Genomic DNA, 16,015 nt, shown 5'->3' with positions numbered 1-16,015 from the left:
CTTTCCTCCGGGCGCTTCCCTTCGTTCTTGCGTTTCCGACTCTATCAGATCTTTTCTCGACCCGATTTCCTCGGTGCTTTCCAGGTTCCCGCTTCCGCGTTTCCCTTTCCGGCGGTTCCGACTTTATCAGATCCTTTCGGCGTCCGATTCCCTGTCGGCGGGATTTGCCGGCGGGCCCTGGGCTTTCGCCCTGCGGCCTTTCGACATTCACTACGTTAGCCGATTCCCCCGGCGACTCATAATCGAGTCGGGCGAGTTCGAATTCGGACGCGCGGGCGCGCCACAATCGACCCCGCTGAGGGGTTGTAGCTAGCTAGTGGGTTTGCCGCTCCGGCTGCAGGCGATCACCGTACCCGGTTCAGCGGCTCGGGCCACATTACGCACCTTCCGGGGCGGAGTCAACTACGGCGCCGCCTCGGCACGTGGGCCCGGTACGGGCTCACGGTCGGGTCGTCGGCCACCCAGAAGCGCCACGGGTGGACGTCCCCGTCGCCGCCCTCGCCGGCGACCCCGGTGCGCGGACCGCTCCTCACCTGGCCGGAAGGGACCGGAGTGCCGGTCAGCATCCTCAGCGGCGTCTCGCCGGCGGCGCACGCGTCGGTGTCGTCGAGGGCGCGGTCCACGCCCAGCGCCGTGGCGAGGCGGGCCGGGCCCTTGGCCAGTTCCTTGTCGTTCCGGGCCGAAACCCTGCGTTCGCGGGCCAGCTCGGCGCCCTCGACGACCTCGCCGGCCCGGAGCAGCACGGCGCTCGCCGTGCCCTCGGGTCCGCACACCAGGTTCATGCAGTGCCACATGCCGTAGGTGAAGTAGACGTACACGTGCCCGGCGGGGCCGAACATCACGTCGTTGCGTGCGGTGCGGCCGCGGTAGGCGTGCGAGCCGGGGTCGTTGGGGCCGTCGTACGCCTCGACCTCGGTGATGCGTACCGCGATCGGGCCGTCGGGGGTCGCGCGGACCAGGATGCGGCCGAGCAGGTCGGGTGCGACCTGGAGCACGGGGCGGTCGAAGAAGGCTCGGGGCAGTGGCTTACGGTCCGGGGGCGCGATCATGCCCTCCGAGGGTAGCCCAGACGGGTGGCCGTCCGGCCGGAACCGCCGGTGGTCCGATCGCGTTTGTACGGGGCGAGGGTCCTTTCGTAAAGGGAGAGTCATGGCGTTCAAGAAGCTGCTCGCGAGCCTCGGGGCCGGCGGGGCCTCGGTCGAGACGGTGCTCACCGAGGTCAACGTCGTCCCGGGCGGTGTCGTCCAGGGCGAGGTGCGCATCCAGGGCGGGTCCGTGAACCAGGCCATCGAGGGCCTGTCCGTGGGGCTGCAGGCCAAGGTCGAGGTGGAGAGCGGCGACCAGGAGTACAAGCAGGACATCGAGTTCACCAAGGTGCGGCTCGGTGGCGCCTTCGAGCTGCAGGCGGGCGCCGTGCACGCGGTGCCGTTCGGGCTCGAGATCCCCTGGGAGACGCCGGTCACGATGATCGACGGGCAGGAACTGCGCGGCATGCACATCGGAGTGACCACCGAACTGGCGATCGCCCGCGCGGTGGACTCCGGCGACCTCGACCCGATCAACGTGCACCCGCTGCCGGCGCAGCAGGCGATCCTGGACGCCTTCATCCAGCTCGGCTTCCGCTTCAAGAGCGCCGACATGGAGCGCGGGCACATCCGGGGCACGCGGCAGCGGCTGCCCTTCTACCAGGAGATCGAGTTCTACCCGCCGTCGCAGTACCGGGGGCTGAACCAGGTCGAGCTGAGCTTCGTGGCCGACGAGCACGCCATGGACGTCGTCCTGGAGATGGACAAGAAGTCGGGGCTGTTCAGCGAGGGCTCGGACACCTTCCGTTCCTTCCAGGTGGGTCTGAACGACTACCACGGGACCGACTGGGCGGCCTACCTCAACCAGTGGCTGTCCGAGGTCGGCTCCCGGCGGAACTGGTTCTAGGCTCGGAACTGCTGATTCCAGTAACCGATCAGGAGGTACCGAGGTGACCGAGCTCAAGCGGCGGCCGCTCCCCCACGACTTCCATCCGCCCGTTCCGTCGTTCACGGTGACGAGCGAGGACTTCGAGGAGGGCGCGACGCTGAAGAGCGCCCAGGTCCACGCGGAGGGGAACACCTCGCCGCAGCTTCGCTGGGAGGGGTTCCCGGCGGAGACCAAGAGTTTCGCCGTGACCTGCTACGACCCCGACGCGCCGACCGGCAGCGGGTTCTGGCACTGGGTCCTGTTCGACATCCCGGCCTCCGTGACGGAGCTGCCGGCGGGTGCGGGCAGCGGCGGGTTCGAGGGACTGCCCGAGGGCGCCGTGCACGTCCGCAACGACTACGGGTCCAAGGACTTCGGGGGCGCCGCGCCGCCGCCGGGCGACGGCCCGCACCGCTACGTCTTCACGGTGTACGCGGTGGACCAGGAGAAGCTCGGTCCGGACGCGGACGTCTCCCCGGCGGTCGTCGGTTTCAATCTGCGGTTCCACGCGATCGCGCGTGCCCAGCTCATCGGTGAGTACGAGACGCCCGCCGAGGGCTGACGCACCGCGCTGATCCAGCCAAGCGTTCATGGCACGTTTGCCCGCCTCTGGTCTTGGAATTGATCAGGGGCGGGCATTTTTTATTGCGTTGTCCATCTCGGCGCGCCCGTACAGAGTTGATCCGAGCCCGCCGGGGGGTGGGCAGGTGCGCACGGGAGGTGGGCTGGATGCGTGACACGCTGGTTCTGAACGCGAGCTTCGAGCCGCTGTCGACGGTGACTCTGAACCGGGCCGTCGTTCTGGTGCTGCAGGACAAGGCCGTCGTCGAGCAGGCCCATCCCGTGCTGCGCATGCGCGGGGCCGATGTCGACATACCCGCGCCCCGGGTGATCAGGCTCTGCAGATACGTACGGGTGCCGTTCCGAAGACAAGCGCCGTGGTCGAGGCGGGGGGTGCTGGTCCGTGACCGGCACCGGTGCGCCTACTGCGGGCGCAGGGCGACGACCGTGGACCACGTGCTGCCGCGGTCGAAGGGCGGGCAGGACACGTGGCTGAACACCGTGGCCGCGTGCGCCGAGGACAACCACCGCAAGGCGAACCGGACTCCGGACGAGGCCGGTATGGCTCTGCTGCGGGAGCCGTTCGAGCCGACGCCGGCCGACGCGATGCTGCTGGCCCTGGGGCAGGAGGACATGGCCGCGCTTCCGGGGTGGCTCGCGGGGGAAGCCGCCTGAGGATCTGTCCACGCGTGCTCGCACGGCCCGGCCGTGAAGCGAAGCGACCCCGCGGCCCGTCGACGGGCCGCGGGGTCGCCGCGTCGTGCGGTGTCAGTCGATCGACGGCTTTTCGCGTCGTTCGGTGTAAGGGCCGTTGTTCTGCGGCGGGACGGAGGAGTTGCCGCCGTTGCCGGGCTGACCGCCGCCCAGGGGGCCGAAGTTGCCCATCGCGCCGGACAGGCCCTTGAGGGCGTCGCCGATCTCGCTGGGCACGATCCAGAGCTTGTTGGCGTCGCCCTCGGCGATCTTCGGGAGCATCTGGAGGTACTGGTAGGAGAGGAGCTTCTGGTCGGGGTCGCCGGCGTGGATGGCCTCGAAGACCGTGCGGACGGCCTGGGCCTCACCCTCGGCGCGCAGCGCGGCGGCCTTGGCCTCACCCTCGGCGCGCAGGATCTGGGACTGCTTCTCGCCCTCGGCGGTCAGGATGGCGGCCTGGCGCGTGCCTTCGGCGGTGAGGATCGCGGCGCGCTTGTCGCGGTCGGCGCGCATCTGCTTCTCCATCGAGTCCTGGATGGAGGTGGGCGGCTCGATGGCCTTGAGTTCCACGCGGTTGACGCGGATGCCCCACTTGCCGGTGGCCTCGTCGAGGACGCCGCGCAGGGCCGCGTTGATCTCCTCGCGGGAGGTCAGCGTGCGCTCGAGGTCCATGCCGCCGATGATGTTGCGCAGGGTGGTGACGGTGAGCTGCTCGATGGCCTGGATGTAGCTGGCGACCTCGTAGGTGGCGGCCCGGGCGTCGGTCACCTGGTAGTAGATGACGGTGTCGATGTTGACGACCAGGTTGTCCTGGGTGATCACCGGCTGGGGCGGGAACGGCACGACCTGTTCACGCAGGTCGATGCGGTTGCGGATGGTGTCGATGAACGGGACGACGATGTTGAGTCCCGCGTTCAGGGTCCGCGTGTAGCGGCCGAAGCGCTCGACGATGGCGGCGCTGGCCTGTGGAATGACCTGGATGGTCTTGATCAGGGCGATGAAGACCAACACCACCAGAATGATCAGGACGATGATGACCGGTTCCATCGTGTTCCCCGTACCCCTCTCCGCCTCGGCACCTTCAACGGATCCAGTCGCCGTTGAGGATCTTGCTGGTCGAGTCTGACAGACCGTGGCCCAACTCGTGGGCAGGACGCCTCAGATGACGATCGCGGTGGCCCCTTCGATGTCCACGACGTCCACCTCCTGGCCGACGTCGTAGGCGCGGCCGGTGTCGAGCGAGCGGGCCGACCAGATCTCCCCGGCGAGCTTGACGCGTCCGCCGGAGCCGTCGACGCGTTCCATGACGACCGCCTGTTTCCCCTTCAGGGCGTCGACGCCGGTGGCCAGTTGGGGCCGCTGTCTGCCGTGCCGGGCCGCGATGGGGCGGACCACGGCGATCAGGGCGACCGAGACGACGACGAAGGCGAGCACCTGGATCACCACGCCGAAGCCGAGCCCGGCGACGACCGCCGCCGCGACCGCCCCGACCGCGAACATGCCGAACTCCGGCATCGCGGTGACCACGAGGGGGATTCCGAGCGCCGCCGCGCCGACGAGCCACCACACCCATGCGTCGATGTCGTTCACATGGTCATGGTAGGTGCGCGGTCCCGCGGCGGACAGGGCGCGAACGGGAGTGCGGCGGGCGTCAGGACAGGGGCAGGCCCTGCGCGGTCCAGCGGTCGCCGACCTGCTCGACGACGAGCGGGAGGCCGAAGCAGAGGGAGAGGTTGCGGGAGGTCAGTTCCAGCTCGATCGGGCCGGCGGCGAGGACCTTGCCCTGGCGGATCATGAGGACGTGGGTGAAGCCGGGGGCGATCTCCTCGACGTGGTGGGTGACCATGATCATCGAGGGGGCGATGGGGTCGCGGGCGAGGCGGCCGAGGCGGCGCACCAGGTCCTCGCGGCCGCCGAGGTCGAGACCGGCGGCGGGCTCGTCGAGCAGCAGCAGCTCGGGGTCGGTCATGAGGGCGCGGGCGATCAGGGTGCGCTTGCGCTCGCCCTCGGAGAGGGTGCCGAAGCGGCGGTCGAGGTAGTCGCTCATGCCGAGGCGGTCGAGGAAGGCGCGGGCGCGCTGCTCGTCGACCTCGTCGTACTCCTCCTGCCAGCCGGCGGTCATGCCGTAGGCGGCGGTGAGGACGGTCTGCAGGACGGTCTGGCGCTTGGGCAGCTTCTCGGCCATGGCGATGCCGGCGATGCCGATGCGGGGGCGGAGGTCGAAGACGTCGACCCGGCCGAGGGTGTCGCCGAGGATGGTGGCGGTGCCCTTGCTGGGGAAGAGGTAGCTGGAGGCGACGTTCAGGAGGGTGGTCTTGCCGGCGCCGTTGGGGCCGAGGATGACCCAGCGCTCGCCCTCCTTCACCGACCAGGAGACCTGGTCCACCAGAGCCCGGCCCTCACGGACCACGGATACGTCCTGAAGCTCCAGAACATCGCTCATGAGCGCGTTGTCTCCCCTTGCAGTGTGGCCGGTCTCGGCTGGTCGCGTACGCCTGTGGCTCGGGCCGCCGCGCCGGTGGGCGCAGCCCCTATGAAATCTACGCCACGAGTGCCCCGCACCATTCCATCGGTCCGGTCCTTAGGGTGGGGGCATGCTCTCGGAACCGCGTTCAGGACGCCTCGCCGCTTGGGGAAACGCCCTTCTGGCCGGACTCGTCTCTCCGGACGACGCCGCCCTCGCCATCGTGGGCGAGGACGCCGTGCACCGGGTGCGGGGGCTGCCGGGTGAGCAGGGGCCGGCGGGGCTCACGCTGGCGCTGGGGCGGCTGCGGGCGCTGGGGGTGACCGGTCTGCGGGTGGCGCTGCCCGCGCCCGGCCATCCGCTCGGGCTGAGCGGGCCGCCGGAGTTCAACGCGCGGGCGCTGGACGCCGAGGAGGCGGTGCTCTGCTTCGGGGCGGCGTTCGGGCTGGTCCCGGAGGTGTCCGAGGCGGGCCCGGACGGTGACGTGCACGTCGAGGTGGTCTGGCACGTGCTGCCGGTGCGGGAGGCGCCGCCCGCGGACGTGCCCTCGCTCGGTGAGGCCGAGCGGGAGCTGGCCGAGGCGCTGCGGGAGGCGACCGAGGTGCTGTCGAAGCTGGACGTCGCCGGGTCGGGTCCGGTGGCGGAGGCGGCGATCGACGCGTACCGGGCGCGGTCCGAGCGGGGCCGCGAGGTGCTGGCGCCGGGGTACCCGCCGCGTGCGGTGCGGGTGCTGGAGCTGGCGCAGCGGGTGGGGCTGCTGGTTTCCCTGGCGTCCGGCAAGGGGCACGGCGGTGCGGTGAGCGCGTCGGAGATGGCGGCGCGGGGCGCGGCGCTGCGGCCGGTGGAGCGGACCGCCCGGCGGGCTCAGGTGGCGGCGTACAACTCCATGGTGGAGGAGCGGGAGCGAGGGGTCCGCTGAGGCGTGGGCCGGGCCGTCCGGAGGGTCTCCCGGACGGCCGGGCCGTTCAGCCGGCCACGCCGTGGCGTACGGCCCACAGGGCGGCCTGGGTGCGGTCGGCGAGGTCGAGCTTCATCAGGATGTTGGACACGTGCGTCTTGACGGTCTTCTCGGAGAGCACCAGGGCGCGGGCGATCTCCCGGTTGGAGCGGCCGTCGGCTATCAGGCCCAGCACCTCCCGTTCCCGGTCGGTGAGCGAACCCGCCCGGCCCTGGCCGGCGCCGGCCTCGTCCTGGGAGAGCAGGGCGCCGGCGATCTCGGCCTGGAGCAGGACGTGGCCGGCGTGCACGGAACGGATGGCGCCGGCGAGCGCGTCGGGGTCCACGTCCTTGTAGACGTACCCGGCGGCGCCCGCGCGCAGGGCTGGGACCACCGTGCGCTGCTCGGTGAAGCTGGTGACGATCAGCACGCGCGCGGGGTTGTCGAGTTCGCGGAGCCGGCGCAGGGCGTCGATGCCGTCGGTGCCCGGCATCTTGACGTCCATGAGGACGACGTCGGGCCGCAGTTCCTCGGCGCGGGCGACTCCCTGGTCGCCGTCCGCGGCCTCGCCGACGACCTCGATGTCGTCCTGCACCTCGAGGAAGGTGCGCAGGCCGCGGCGGACGACCTGGTGGTCGTCGACGAGCAGCACTCTGATCGGGTCAGCCACCGGGTACCTCCATCTCGATCGTGGTGCCTCTGCCGGGCTCCGCGTGCACGGTGAGGGTGCCGCCGACGCCGTCGGCCCGGTCTCGCATGGAGACGAGCCCGAGGTGGCGTCCGGCCCGGCGCACGGCGCCCGGGTCGAAGCCGCTGCCGTCGTCGGCGACGCGCAGCACGGCTCCGCCGCCGCGCCGGTCCACGCTCACCCGGACGTGCTCGGCGCCGGAGTGGCGCAGGGCGTTGTGCAGGGCTTCCTGGGCGACCCGCAGCACCGCCTCCTCCTGGGCGGCGGGCAGGGCGCGGAAGCCGTTGCTGGCGAAGGTCACGCGCGCGCTGTGGGCGCGGTCGAGGACCTGTGTCTGGGTGCGCAGGGTGGCGATCAGGCCGTCCTCGTCCAGTGCGGCCGGGCGCAACTCGACGACCGCGGCGCGCAGTTCGTCGGTCGCCTCGGCGGCGAGGGCGGCGACCTGGTGCAACTCGCCCTTGGCGCGGGCGGGGTCGCGGTCGACCAGTGCGGCCGCCGCCTGGGCGGTCAGGCGCAGCGAGAAGAGCTTCTGGCTGACCGCGTCGTGCAGTTCGTGGGCGAGCCGGGAGCGTTCCTCGGCGATGGTCAGCTCCCGGCTGCGTTCGTACAGGCGGGCGTTGGTGAGGGCGATCGCCGCGTGCTGGGCGAGGATGGCGAGCAGTTCCTCGTCCTCCTCGGTGAAGCCGCAGCTCCCCTCGGGCTTGGGGCAGCGCTTGTTGGCGAGGAAGAGGGCCCCGATGACCTCCTCGCCGTCCCTGACCGGCAGGCCCAGGAAGTCGGACATGTCGGGGTGGGCGGCCGGCCAGCCCTCGAAGCGGGGGTCCTTGCGGACGTCGGCGAGGCGCTCGGGCCGGGCCTCGTCCAGCATGGCGGCCAGGATGCCGTGCCGGCGGGGCAGCGGGCCGATGGCCTTCCACTGGGCGTCGCTGACGCCGTCGACGACGAACTGCGCGAAGCCGCCGTGGTCGTCGGGGACGCCGAGGGCGGCGTACTGCGCGTCGAGCAGTTCACGGGCGGAGGCGACGATCGTCTTCAGGACGTCGCGCACCTCCAGGTGCCTGCTCATGGCCAGCAGCGCGGAACTCACCGCGGCGAGGCCGGACCGGGGGCCTTGACTCATGTCCTCACGGTACCGGCGGGGTACGGCGGCGCGGATCGGACCGGTGGCGGCAGGGGCCCCCGTCGCAGGCCCTAGGGCGCTGGGGGTAGGTCCCGCGGCCCCGGGCGTCGGGCGTACGCCGAAGGACCCCGCCGCTCTGGTGCCCGCGTCCGAGGCGGTGCGGGGGCGGCCGTTCCTAGGTTGTGGTCACCGCCCGGCGGGGCGGCAGACGGAAGAGGGGACGGTTGTCATGCCGGTAGCGATCATCACGGGGGCCTCCAAGGGGCTGGGGCGGGCGCTCGCCGAGGGGCTGGCCGCGCGCGGCTGGGACCTGGTGCTCGACGCCCGCGGCGCCGGGCCGCTGAAGGAGGCGGCGGAAGCGGTCGCCGGGCACGGCACGCGGGTGACGGCGGTGCCCGGGGACGTCACGGACGCCGGGCACCGGGCCGCGCTGGTGGCCGCCGCGCGGCGGCTGGGCGGGGTCGACCTGGTGGTGAGCAACGCGAGCGCGCTCGGCGCCGAGCCGCTGGTGCGGCTGGCGGAGCTGCCCGTGGAGGGGCTGCGGCGGGCGCTGGAGGTGAACGTCGTGGCGGCGCTCGGCCTGGTCCGGGAGGCGCTGCCGCTGCTGCGGGAGTCGGCGGCGGGGGCGGTGGTCGCGGTCAGTTCGGACGCGGCGGTGGAGGCGTACGGGACGTGGGGCGGCTACGGCGCCTCGAAGGCGGCCCTGGACCAGCTAGCGGCGGTGCTCGGCCGGGAGGAGCCGGGCCTGCGGGTGTGGGCGGTGGATCCCGGGGACATGGCGACGGACCTGTACGCGGCGGCGGTCCCGGACGACGGGGACGCGCGGCCGGAGCCCGCGTGCGTGGTGCCGGCGTTCCTGCGGCTGCTGGACGAGCGTCCGGCGAGCGGGCGGTACACGGCGACGGCGCTGACGCCGGCGCCGGTGGAGGGGCGATGACCACCGCGGTGACGGTGCCCGAGGAGCTGTCGGCACGCGTGCCGGCCGAGCAGCGCGGGGCCGGTCTGGACCGGGACGCCGTCCGGCTGCTGGTGTCGCGCGGCACCGAGGTGACGCACCACGCCTTCCGGGAGTTCCCGGGGCTGCTGCGGGCCGGTGACGTGCTGGTGGTGAACACCTCGCCCACGCTGGCCGCCGCGGTGACCGGGCGGATCGGGCACGCGCGTGTGGTGGTGCACTTCTCCACCTGCGGGGACGACGGCCGGTGGGCGGTGGAGCTGCGGGAGCCGGACGGGCGGGGTACCACGCGCGCGCGTGCGGGTGTGCCCGCGGGTGCAGTGGTGCGGTTGCCCGGCGGGGCGCGGCTGGTGCTGGAGGAGCCGCTGAGCGGGCGGGGCGACCGGCTGCGGTGGGCCCGGCCGGCCGGGGCGGAGGTCCTGCGGGTGCTCCGGGAGCACGGGCGGCCCATCCGTTACTCCTATACGGAGCGGGACCAGCCGCTGTCGGTGTACCAGACGGTGTTCGCACTGCCGGCGCCGGACGGGGCGGGCAGTGCGGAGATGCCGAGCGCGGCGCGGCCCTTCACGGAGCGTCTGGTGGTGGAGCTGGTGAGCCGGGGGGTGCAGTTCGCGCCGGTGTCCCTGCACACCGGGGTGGCCTCGGCGGAGGCGCACGAGCCGCCGTATCCGGAGCGGTTCCGCGTCCCGCAGGCGTCGGCCCGGCTGATCAACGCCGCCCGGGCCGGTGGCGGGCGGGTCGTCGCGGTGGGCACGACGGCCGTGCGGGCGGTGGAGTCGGCGGCCGGGCCGGACGGGGTGGTTCGGGCGGCCGGGGGCTGGACCGATCTGGTGGTCACGCCCGGGCGCGGGGTACGCGCGGTCGAGGGGCTGCTGACGGGCCTGCACGAACCGGAGGCCTCGCATCTGCTGATGCTGGAGGCGGTCGCGGGCCGGGCCGCGGTGGGCCGCGCCTACGAGGAGGCGCTGCGCGGGCGCTACCTGTGGCACGAGTTCGGGGACGTGCACCTCCTGCTGCCCCCGGAAACCACTCACTGAGTGCGTTGCGACGGCAACTCGGGGTGAGACCTAGGCGTCGCCGGTGTGAGCCCGCGCATAGGGTCCACGTCACGTACGAAGGGGCATAGGAGATAAACCGCCCGTAGGTGAACGGGGCAGACGGCCACGTCTGTCCCGTTTTGCCCTTCCTGATCCACTATGTGGCTTCGTACGTCACACCTTTGCCTGGGCATTTTGCGCCAGCTAAGAATTGCTTCCGTCGCTCGGCGCCGCGGTTTCCCGCCGCGGCCCTCGTGCGGGAGGAACCGATTCCCCCGGCGGACATAGAGAGCGGCCTCCGCGCTATCGAAGAGGTCCATCAAGCTATGCCCAAGAACATCCTCAACCGTGCTTATAGTCGTGCGCTGACCAAGCAGCACAAGATCGCCATCGCCGGTGTCGGCGCCCTCGGTGCCGCCGCCCTGGCCTTCACGACCGTCCCCGGCAACGCCCAGACCGTGACCACCGACGCCGCCGCGACGCAGCAGGTGCACTACGCCGACACGCCGGTCAAGGACGTCAAGGGCTCGCTCACCGACCGGCTCGCCGGCCAGACCGTCAAGCTCGACGCCGTCGCCAAGCAGCAGGCCGAGGCCAAGAAGCAGGCCGACGCCAAGAAGGCCGAGGCGCAGAAGCAGGCCGCGCAGGAGCGCGCCGACAAGGCCGCGAGCCGTTCGGCCCAGCGTCCCGCGATGCAGATGGTCGCCGCGAAGACCTACTCGAACAACCTCGACGGCTGGATCCGCCAGTCCCTGGACATCATGAAGTCCAAGGGCATCCCGGGCAGCTACCACGGTCTGCACAAGAACATCATGCGGGAGTCCTCCGGCAACCCGATGGCCATCAACGACTGGGACGTCAACGCCGTCAACGGCATCCCGTCGAAGGGCCTGCTGCAGGTCATCCCGCCGACCTTCAAGGCGTACCACGTGGCCGGCACCTCGTGGAACATCTACGACCCGGTCGCCAACATCACCGCCGCCGCCAACTACGCGGCCGACAAGTACGGCTCGATCGACAACGTCAACAGCGCGTACTGAGGCCGGCGCGGACCTCTGAGACTACGCGGAAGGGCGGCACCCCTGGTGGGGTGCCGCCTGGCATGTCCCTACCTGCTAACTCTCTGATCCTCGGGAGCAGCAGGGCACTTTCAGGGCACTTCCGCCAGGGCCTCATCGATGAGGGCGGCCGTTGTGTCCTCGTCGTCCTCGTACAGATGCACGTACAGGTCCAGCGTGATCGATGGCTTAGCGTGACCGAGCCTCCGCTGCACCTTCTTCACGCTCGCCCCGTGCTTGATGAGCACCGACGCGTAGAAGTGCCGCAGGTCATGAGTCGTCGTCCCCTCCGGGACTCGGAGCGCCGACCCCGCGGCGGCCAGCTGCGCGTCAGCACGCTTCACCATGCGGGCCCACACCTTCGCCCACGACCCGCGCCGGATCGGGTCCCCGGTCTGGCTGACGAACAGCAGCCGGGCCTTCCTGGTGCGCGGCTTTCGCGGGTCCGTGCGGTCCTCGATCTCAACCTCGGCAGGCGGGAACGCCTGCAGATGCTCCTCGACGGCAGCCACCGCGGACGCCGACAGCGGCACCGTGCGATAGCTCTTCTCCGTCTTCGGCTGCCCCAGGTAGGGCACGCCCTTGTCCGGGCCGACCAGCTGCTGCTCGACCTCGAGCGTGCCGGCCTTCAGGTCCAGGTGCTCGACCTCGAGGCCGAACAGCTCGCCCTGTCGTAGCCCAGTCGTTGCGGCCAGCCGGACCAGTGCCCGGTAGCGGTCAGGGGCGCCTGCCAGCAGGGCGCGCACCACGGCAGGGTCGAGCGGCACCACTTCGGGCTTCCGGACTTCCGGCAGTTCGATGCCGTGGCAGGGGTTCGAGCGGACGATGCCGTCGTAGTGGGCCGCGGCCATGACCCCGATGAGGGCGTTCCACGGCGTGCGGAGGCTGGACGGGGCGAGGACGGCCGACCGGTTCTTCAGCCAGGCACGGACGTCCGACCGCTTGATGCCCGCTATCTGGTGACTACCGAGCAGCGGATAGACGTGCAGCCGAAGGGCCCGCTCGACGTTCGTCTCGGTCCGCTCGCGGTGCGTGGCAGAGGTGCGCCACTCCTCCGCGTACTCGCGGAACGTCTGCCGGCGCGTCGCCCGGTCAAGGTACTCGCCCTTGTTGAGCTCGTTCTCCACCTCGGCCGCCCGGGCGTCGGCTGCGGTCCGCCTGGCGAAGTTCTCCTTCTTCTGCTCGCCGGCCGGGTCCCGGTAGCGCACCTGCCAGCGCATGCCGATGCCGTGGTCACGACTGGAGTACACCGGCTTCGTCTTCGTGCTGTGCTCCTCGCACGGCTCCGCTCCAGTCGGCGGTCGGGACAGATGCCACCGGTCGTACACCTTCGCCATAGAACGCCCCTCCCTCGCGGTTGGCGACATCGTCCCATTTGGCGCTGACAAGGCGCGGTGCGCGCCCTGCCGACCCGGTCAGGGCGAGCATCGCGGAGGGCCGGCCGCACGGCGTGAGACGGCCGGCCCCGTCTGGGAGGGTCAGGCCGTCAGGTCGATCTTGACGATGGCGGACGGACGGAGGATCTCCAGACCGAAGCGGCCCTCGAAGCGGAAGCGCAGCATGTTCCTCTCGAAGTCCGTGGCACCCGATCCGGTACCGAGGGCGTTCGGGTCGTAGACGTTCTCCGACCAGTCCAGGACGCCGTCCTGACGCACCTGCAGGCGCGTCTGGGAGAAGTCCGCGAGGAGCGCCGACCCGTCGGTGGCCGCGTCGGAGACGACGACCGGGACGCCCCACAGGCGGCGGGAAGCCGGGTTCACGACGGTCTGCGGGCCGCCGTAGTAGAACTGGCCGTTCGCGTCCGCCAGGAGCTCGATCGTCTCCCAGTCCTCCGGGGTCATCACGAAGCCGGCGCCGGACAGGTAGCCGTACCGCTCCAGCTTCGTGACCGCCTTGCGGGTGGTGGTCAGGACGTTCGTGGCGAACGCCTGCACCTGGGCGCCGGACACGTTCGTCAGGCCGGTGAAGTGCTCGCCCGACCCGGAGCCGTTCAGGATCTCGTTCTCCAGGGCCAGGTCCAGGCCCAGGCGCATCTCCTGGTCGATGAAGGTGCGCAGCATGCTGACGTCGTCGAGATCCTGCTTGGCGATCGGCTCCGACAGGTGGGCGATCGTCCGCACGCGGTCGTCGACCCGGTCCAGGCTGTACGTCGACGTCGGCTTCTTCGCGCCCGGCGCCACGACGGCCGCGTTGTTGTTGCGGGCCGTCTGCCGCAGGTAGGCGAAGCGGCCGGTCGTGTTCTGCACGTTCGGCAGCAGCTGCCGCAGCGACAGGACCGGCACGTCCATACGGACCGGCTCCGGGGTGATCGGCACGTTCACCGCCACCGTGCCGTTCGCCAGCAGGCCTTTGTAGCCGGTCGGCCCGGACACCTGGCTGAGCATCGTCTCCGCCCAGTCGGTACCGCCCGACGCCTTCACCCGCGGGTGCACGGTGCTCTTCGTGTCGTGGCCCGCGGGGACGCCTTCGCCCAGGGCCTTCAGCGCGTCGTGCATCGTCTCCGCCGCCTTCGTGCGGTCGGCTTCCTTCTTCAGCTCGTGACCCTTGGCGATGAGCTCGTCCAGCTGCTTCGCCTCGTCCGGGGTGAACTCGCGGTCTTCGGCCTCCGCCTTCTGCTGGATGGCCCGGGCCGCGTCGATCGTCTTCCGCAGCTCGTCGCGCAGCTCGTGGAACTTCATGGGCATGATTCGTCCTTCGGGAAGTCATGGGTGTCTTCCCGGCGGGCTGGAGACTGGCCGCTCGACGACGGGCCCCGAAGGGCGGGCCGGAGCTGGCGGGACTCGACAGCAGGAGCCGGAGGCGCCGAACTCAGCGGGCCTGCGGCTGGCGAGACCCGGCCGGCTGACTCGGGGGAGACGGACGAACGGCTGGCGGCGGAATGAGGAGAAATCCGCGGGCCGGTCGCTGGCCTCTCACGAGCCCTTCACTCACGGCTGGTGTCTCGCGGACCGATGACGGGCCGTCGATCAACCTGCGGACATTTTAGCTGGCAACGGTCACAGTGCGGAAGATCTCCGCTCCGTCCAGAAACGTCGTCAACTCGGCGTGCTGGCACGGACAGGCCAGCGTCACCAGCCGGTCCACGCCGTCCTCGCCGACGAACCAGACGACGCCCTCGCCGTCCACCACGGCCGCCATGCCCAGATCGGCCGTCCACGGGCCCTCAGGGAGCCTAGGAGCGTGCTGGACGACCGCCAACACCAGCTGAAGCCCCGCGGCCTCCGTACCGTCCAGCGTCCTCACCACCATGCCGGCCCCCAGATCCGCTCATCCCAGTGCGACGCCGACTCCAGCGGCGCCTCGACGTAGCCCGGATGCCGGCCCTCGTCACGCACCTCCGCCGGATGCACCGGCACCCGAACCACCGGGCCGCGCACCGGCTCCTCCCGCTGCTCTTCCTGATCCATCGCTCCTCCTATGCGAACGGGTTGTCGTCGTCGCGGGTCTTGTCGTCGCCAGCCTCCGTCAGGCCGATGCGCACCCGGGCATCCGTCGTCAGGCCCAACTCGCGGGCCCAGTAGCGCAGCTGCTGAGAGGCTTCCCGCATGGCCACTAGTGCCGGGTTCTTCACCAGCCGGCCACGGTCCATGTCGGAACGGCCTTCGACGACCGTCCCCCGTTCCGCCACGTCCTTACGGGCCGCCTCGAACGCCGACCAGTAGGCGCAGTAAGCCGTCACTGCGGCACGCTCGCCCTCCCGGAAGCGGGTCGCATCGTGGGCGTACACCTCGGCCAGCCGGTCCCACTCCGCCAGGCCCACCGCGTCCATCCCGGCCGGCCGCACCGACCAGTCCAGGCCCAGACCGCCGATCTCGGCCTCCCGGGCGATCCTCAGCGCAGGCTCGGCCGTCTTGATCTTCAGTCCCTTCGGGATGCGGGGGTCTGCTCGTCGTGCAGGCACGTGATCACTCTCCAAAAGTGGTTCTGAAGCCCGTAGAGATGTCCCTGGTTGACCGCGGCGGCGCCCCAGCGGCGACCTCCAGCGATTTTTCCCCCTATCCCCCCTGCTGCCTGGCCCGGCGGCGCTGGTTGCCGCGTAGGGCCTCGCGCTTGCTCTTGTCGGCGTGGCACGGGTCGGCGTGGATGAGGCCGAGGTTGTCCAGGTCGGTGATGGAGCCGCCTTCGGCGACGGGCACTTTGTGGTCGAGCTGCAGCGTCTCGCCTTCGGCCGGCTCGCCGCCGCAGACGTAGCAGCAGCCGTTGTCCCGGCGGGCGACGCGCCGTTTCAGGGCTCGCCAGGCGCCGCTGCTGACGCCGTAACGCTCGCGCATGGTGCCGCGGTTGGCCCAGGCCTGCGGCTGGTGCTCGTCGCAGCGTCCACGGTTCGTGGCCAGCTCGTGACACTCAGGGTCTGTGCACCTGCTCGGCGGTGAGGTGGGCACGCTGCCTCCTCACGCGGCCGGCGGAACAGGCGAGCGGGTCATGCTGCTGCTCGCCTGTCGTACCGGGCAGTTGGGCAAGTGCTGGTTTCCGCACTGCGGCTTGCTGCGACACACGACGACTCCGCAGCCGAGGGGACAGCGGTAGTACGTGCCTCGTCGTTGCCGCC

19 protein-coding genes are annotated in these 16,015 nt (G+C 71.3%); 7 read left to right on the top strand and 12 right to left on the bottom strand.

The features are described from left to right. Positions 1 to 398: 398 nt before the first annotated feature. On the bottom strand, positions 399 to 1,049 hold the full coding sequence (locus TNCT1_RS29030; RefSeq protein WP_143637938.1) for a DNA-3-methyladenine glycosylase: 651 nt from the start codon (positions 1,047 to 1,049) through the stop codon (positions 399 to 401). 100 nt (positions 1,050 to 1,149) lie between these two features. Between TNCT1_RS29030 and TNCT1_RS29025 the strand changes: the two genes are divergently transcribed. From TNCT1_RS29025 to TNCT1_RS29015, 3 genes are all read left to right on the top strand, one after another. Further along, positions 1,150 to 1,932 (top strand): sporulation protein, encoded by a 783-nt coding sequence (locus tag TNCT1_RS29025; protein WP_143637936.1) that lies wholly within the window; start codon positions 1,150 to 1,152, stop codon positions 1,930 to 1,932. A gap of 43 nt (positions 1,933 to 1,975) precedes the next feature. Continuing rightward, the gene (locus TNCT1_RS29020) at positions 1,976 to 2,515 is read left to right on the top strand and encodes a YbhB/YbcL family Raf kinase inhibitor-like protein (RefSeq protein ID WP_143637934.1); all 540 of its coding nucleotides are present in this window, start codon (positions 1,976 to 1,978) and stop codon (positions 2,513 to 2,515) included. A 167-nt stretch (positions 2,516 to 2,682) separates the two neighbouring features. After that, positions 2,683 to 3,189 carry an HNH endonuclease gene (locus tag TNCT1_RS29015; RefSeq protein WP_143637932.1) on the top strand — a complete coding sequence of 169 codons (507 nt, stop codon included), beginning with the start codon at positions 2,683 to 2,685 and terminating at the stop codon, positions 3,187 to 3,189. A gap of 93 nt (positions 3,190 to 3,282) precedes the next feature. Here TNCT1_RS29015 and TNCT1_RS29010 read toward each other — a convergent pair whose 3' ends face one another. The 3 genes from TNCT1_RS29010 to TNCT1_RS29000 all read right to left on the bottom strand — a co-directional run bounded on the left by TNCT1_RS29010 (position 3,283) and on the right by TNCT1_RS29000 (position 5,650). Then, on the bottom strand, positions 3,283 to 4,254 hold the full coding sequence (locus TNCT1_RS29010) for an SPFH domain-containing protein (RefSeq protein WP_143637930.1): 972 nt from the start codon (positions 4,252 to 4,254) through the stop codon (positions 3,283 to 3,285). Between the two features lie 111 nt (positions 4,255 to 4,365). Beyond that, positions 4,366 to 4,797 carry an NfeD family protein gene (locus tag TNCT1_RS29005; RefSeq protein WP_143637928.1) on the bottom strand — a complete coding sequence of 144 codons (432 nt, stop codon included), beginning with the start codon at positions 4,795 to 4,797 and terminating at the stop codon, positions 4,366 to 4,368. A 61-nt stretch (positions 4,798 to 4,858) separates the two neighbouring features. Then, positions 4,859 to 5,650 carry an ABC transporter ATP-binding protein gene (locus tag TNCT1_RS29000; RefSeq protein WP_143637926.1) on the bottom strand — a complete coding sequence of 264 codons (792 nt, stop codon included), beginning with the start codon at positions 5,648 to 5,650 and terminating at the stop codon, positions 4,859 to 4,861. A 151-nt stretch (positions 5,651 to 5,801) separates the two neighbouring features. Between TNCT1_RS29000 and TNCT1_RS28995 the strand changes: the two genes are divergently transcribed. Then, the gene (locus tag TNCT1_RS28995; protein WP_143637924.1) at positions 5,802 to 6,590 is read left to right on the top strand and encodes a hypothetical protein; all 789 of its coding nucleotides are present in this window, start codon (positions 5,802 to 5,804) and stop codon (positions 6,588 to 6,590) included. A gap of 46 nt (positions 6,591 to 6,636) precedes the next feature. Here the strand turns inward: TNCT1_RS28995 and TNCT1_RS28990 are convergent, their stop codons facing one another. Further along, positions 6,637 to 7,278, bottom strand: a complete 642-nt coding sequence (locus TNCT1_RS28990) for a response regulator transcription factor (protein ID WP_143637922.1) — start codon at positions 7,276 to 7,278, stop codon at positions 6,637 to 6,639. After that, positions 7,271 to 8,416 carry a GAF domain-containing sensor histidine kinase gene (locus TNCT1_RS28985; protein WP_143637920.1) on the bottom strand — a complete coding sequence of 382 codons (1,146 nt, stop codon included), beginning with the start codon at positions 8,414 to 8,416 and terminating at the stop codon, positions 7,271 to 7,273. The genes TNCT1_RS28990 and TNCT1_RS28985 overlap by 8 nt, the downstream gene beginning before the upstream one ends. Before the next feature lie 229 nt (positions 8,417 to 8,645). On the opposite strand from TNCT1_RS28985, the gene TNCT1_RS28980 reads away from it, so the two are divergent. The 3 genes from TNCT1_RS28980 to TNCT1_RS28970 all read left to right on the top strand — a co-directional run bounded on the left by TNCT1_RS28980 (position 8,646) and on the right by TNCT1_RS28970 (position 11,448). Next, on the top strand, positions 8,646 to 9,353 hold the full coding sequence (locus tag TNCT1_RS28980) for an SDR family oxidoreductase (RefSeq protein ID WP_143637918.1): 708 nt from the start codon (positions 8,646 to 8,648) through the stop codon (positions 9,351 to 9,353). Beyond that, positions 9,350 to 10,408, top strand: coding sequence for an S-adenosylmethionine:tRNA ribosyltransferase-isomerase (locus TNCT1_RS28975; protein WP_143637916.1), 1,059 nt, complete (start codon positions 9,350 to 9,352; stop codon positions 10,406 to 10,408). Before TNCT1_RS28980 ends, TNCT1_RS28975 begins: the two co-directional genes overlap by 4 nt. 326 nt (positions 10,409 to 10,734) lie before the next feature. Continuing rightward, positions 10,735 to 11,448, top strand: a complete 714-nt coding sequence (locus tag TNCT1_RS28970; protein ID WP_143637914.1) for a transglycosylase SLT domain-containing protein — start codon at positions 10,735 to 10,737, stop codon at positions 11,446 to 11,448. A gap of 110 nt (positions 11,449 to 11,558) precedes the next feature. Here the strand turns inward: TNCT1_RS28970 and xerC are convergent, their stop codons facing one another. The 6 genes from xerC to TNCT1_RS28945 form a co-directional block, all read right to left on the bottom strand. Then, the gene (xerC, locus tag TNCT1_RS28965) at positions 11,559 to 12,803 is read right to left on the bottom strand and encodes a tyrosine recombinase XerC (RefSeq protein ID WP_143637912.1); all 1,245 of its coding nucleotides are present in this window, start codon (positions 12,801 to 12,803) and stop codon (positions 11,559 to 11,561) included. 141 nt (positions 12,804 to 12,944) lie between these two features. Beyond that, a complete protein-coding gene (locus TNCT1_RS28960; protein ID WP_143637910.1) occupies positions 12,945 to 14,150 on the bottom strand; it encodes a phage major capsid protein in 1,206 nt (401 codons plus the stop codon). A 298-nt stretch (positions 14,151 to 14,448) separates the two neighbouring features. Continuing rightward, the gene (locus tag TNCT1_RS28955) at positions 14,449 to 14,715 is read right to left on the bottom strand and encodes a hypothetical protein (RefSeq protein WP_143637908.1); all 267 of its coding nucleotides are present in this window, start codon (positions 14,713 to 14,715) and stop codon (positions 14,449 to 14,451) included. Further along, a complete protein-coding gene (locus tag TNCT1_RS35625; RefSeq protein ID WP_160160436.1) occupies positions 14,706 to 14,873 on the bottom strand; it encodes a hypothetical protein in 168 nt (55 codons plus the stop codon). Before TNCT1_RS35625 ends, TNCT1_RS28955 begins: the two co-directional genes overlap by 10 nt. Before the next feature lie 8 nt (positions 14,874 to 14,881). Further along, positions 14,882 to 15,367 carry a phage terminase small subunit P27 family gene (locus tag TNCT1_RS28950; protein WP_143637906.1) on the bottom strand — a complete coding sequence of 162 codons (486 nt, stop codon included), beginning with the start codon at positions 15,365 to 15,367 and terminating at the stop codon, positions 14,882 to 14,884. A gap of 94 nt (positions 15,368 to 15,461) precedes the next feature. After that, positions 15,462 to 15,737, bottom strand: coding sequence for an HNH endonuclease (locus TNCT1_RS28945; protein ID WP_235902947.1), 276 nt, complete (start codon positions 15,735 to 15,737; stop codon positions 15,462 to 15,464). Positions 15,738 to 16,015: the final 278 nt, after the last annotated feature.

This window comes from Streptomyces sp. 1-11, assembly GCF_007176755.1.
Classification (GTDB): Bacteria; Actinomycetota; Actinomycetes; order Streptomycetales; family Streptomycetaceae; genus Streptomyces.
Note: the sequence above shows the minus strand (reverse complement) of the source record. Positions and strands in the feature narration are given on the sequence as shown.

Bases quoted from the DNA above. Each gene is read 5' to 3' on its own strand.
- TNCT1_RS29030 (WP_143637938.1), bottom strand. From the start codon at position 1,049: ATGATCGCGCCCCCGGACCGTAAGCCACTGCCCCGAGCCTTCTTCGAC.
- TNCT1_RS29025 (WP_143637936.1), top strand. From the start codon at position 1,150: ATGGCGTTCAAGAAGCTGCTCGCGAGCCTCGGGGCCGGCGGGGCCTCG.
- TNCT1_RS29015 (WP_143637932.1), top strand. From the start codon at position 2,683: ATGCGTGACACGCTGGTTCTGAACGCGAGCTTCGAGCCGCTGTCGACG.
- TNCT1_RS29010 (WP_143637930.1), bottom strand. From the start codon at position 4,254: ATGGAACCGGTCATCATCGTCCTGATCATTCTGGTGGTGTTGGTCTTC.
- TNCT1_RS29000 (WP_143637926.1), bottom strand. From the start codon at position 5,650: ATGAGCGATGTTCTGGAGCTTCAGGACGTATCCGTGGTCCGTGAGGGC.
- TNCT1_RS28995 (WP_143637924.1), top strand. From the start codon at position 5,802: ATGCTCTCGGAACCGCGTTCAGGACGCCTCGCCGCTTGGGGAAACGCC.
- TNCT1_RS28985 (WP_143637920.1), bottom strand. From the start codon at position 8,416: ATGAGTCAAGGCCCCCGGTCCGGCCTCGCCGCGGTGAGTTCCGCGCTG.
- TNCT1_RS28980 (WP_143637918.1), top strand. From the start codon at position 8,646: ATGCCGGTAGCGATCATCACGGGGGCCTCCAAGGGGCTGGGGCGGGCG.
- TNCT1_RS28975 (WP_143637916.1), top strand. From the start codon at position 9,350: ATGACCACCGCGGTGACGGTGCCCGAGGAGCTGTCGGCACGCGTGCCG.
- TNCT1_RS28970 (WP_143637914.1), top strand. From the start codon at position 10,735: ATGCCCAAGAACATCCTCAACCGTGCTTATAGTCGTGCGCTGACCAAG.
- xerC (WP_143637912.1), bottom strand. From the start codon at position 12,803: ATGGCGAAGGTGTACGACCGGTGGCATCTGTCCCGACCGCCGACTGGA.
- TNCT1_RS28960 (WP_143637910.1), bottom strand. From the start codon at position 14,150: ATGCCCATGAAGTTCCACGAGCTGCGCGACGAGCTGCGGAAGACGATC.
- TNCT1_RS28955 (WP_143637908.1), bottom strand. From the start codon at position 14,715: ATGGTGGTGAGGACGCTGGACGGTACGGAGGCCGCGGGGCTTCAGCTG.
- TNCT1_RS35625 (WP_160160436.1), bottom strand. From the start codon at position 14,873: ATGGATCAGGAAGAGCAGCGGGAGGAGCCGGTGCGCGGCCCGGTGGTT.
- TNCT1_RS28945 (WP_235902947.1), bottom strand. From the start codon at position 15,737: ATGCGCGAGCGTTACGGCGTCAGCAGCGGCGCCTGGCGAGCCCTGAAA.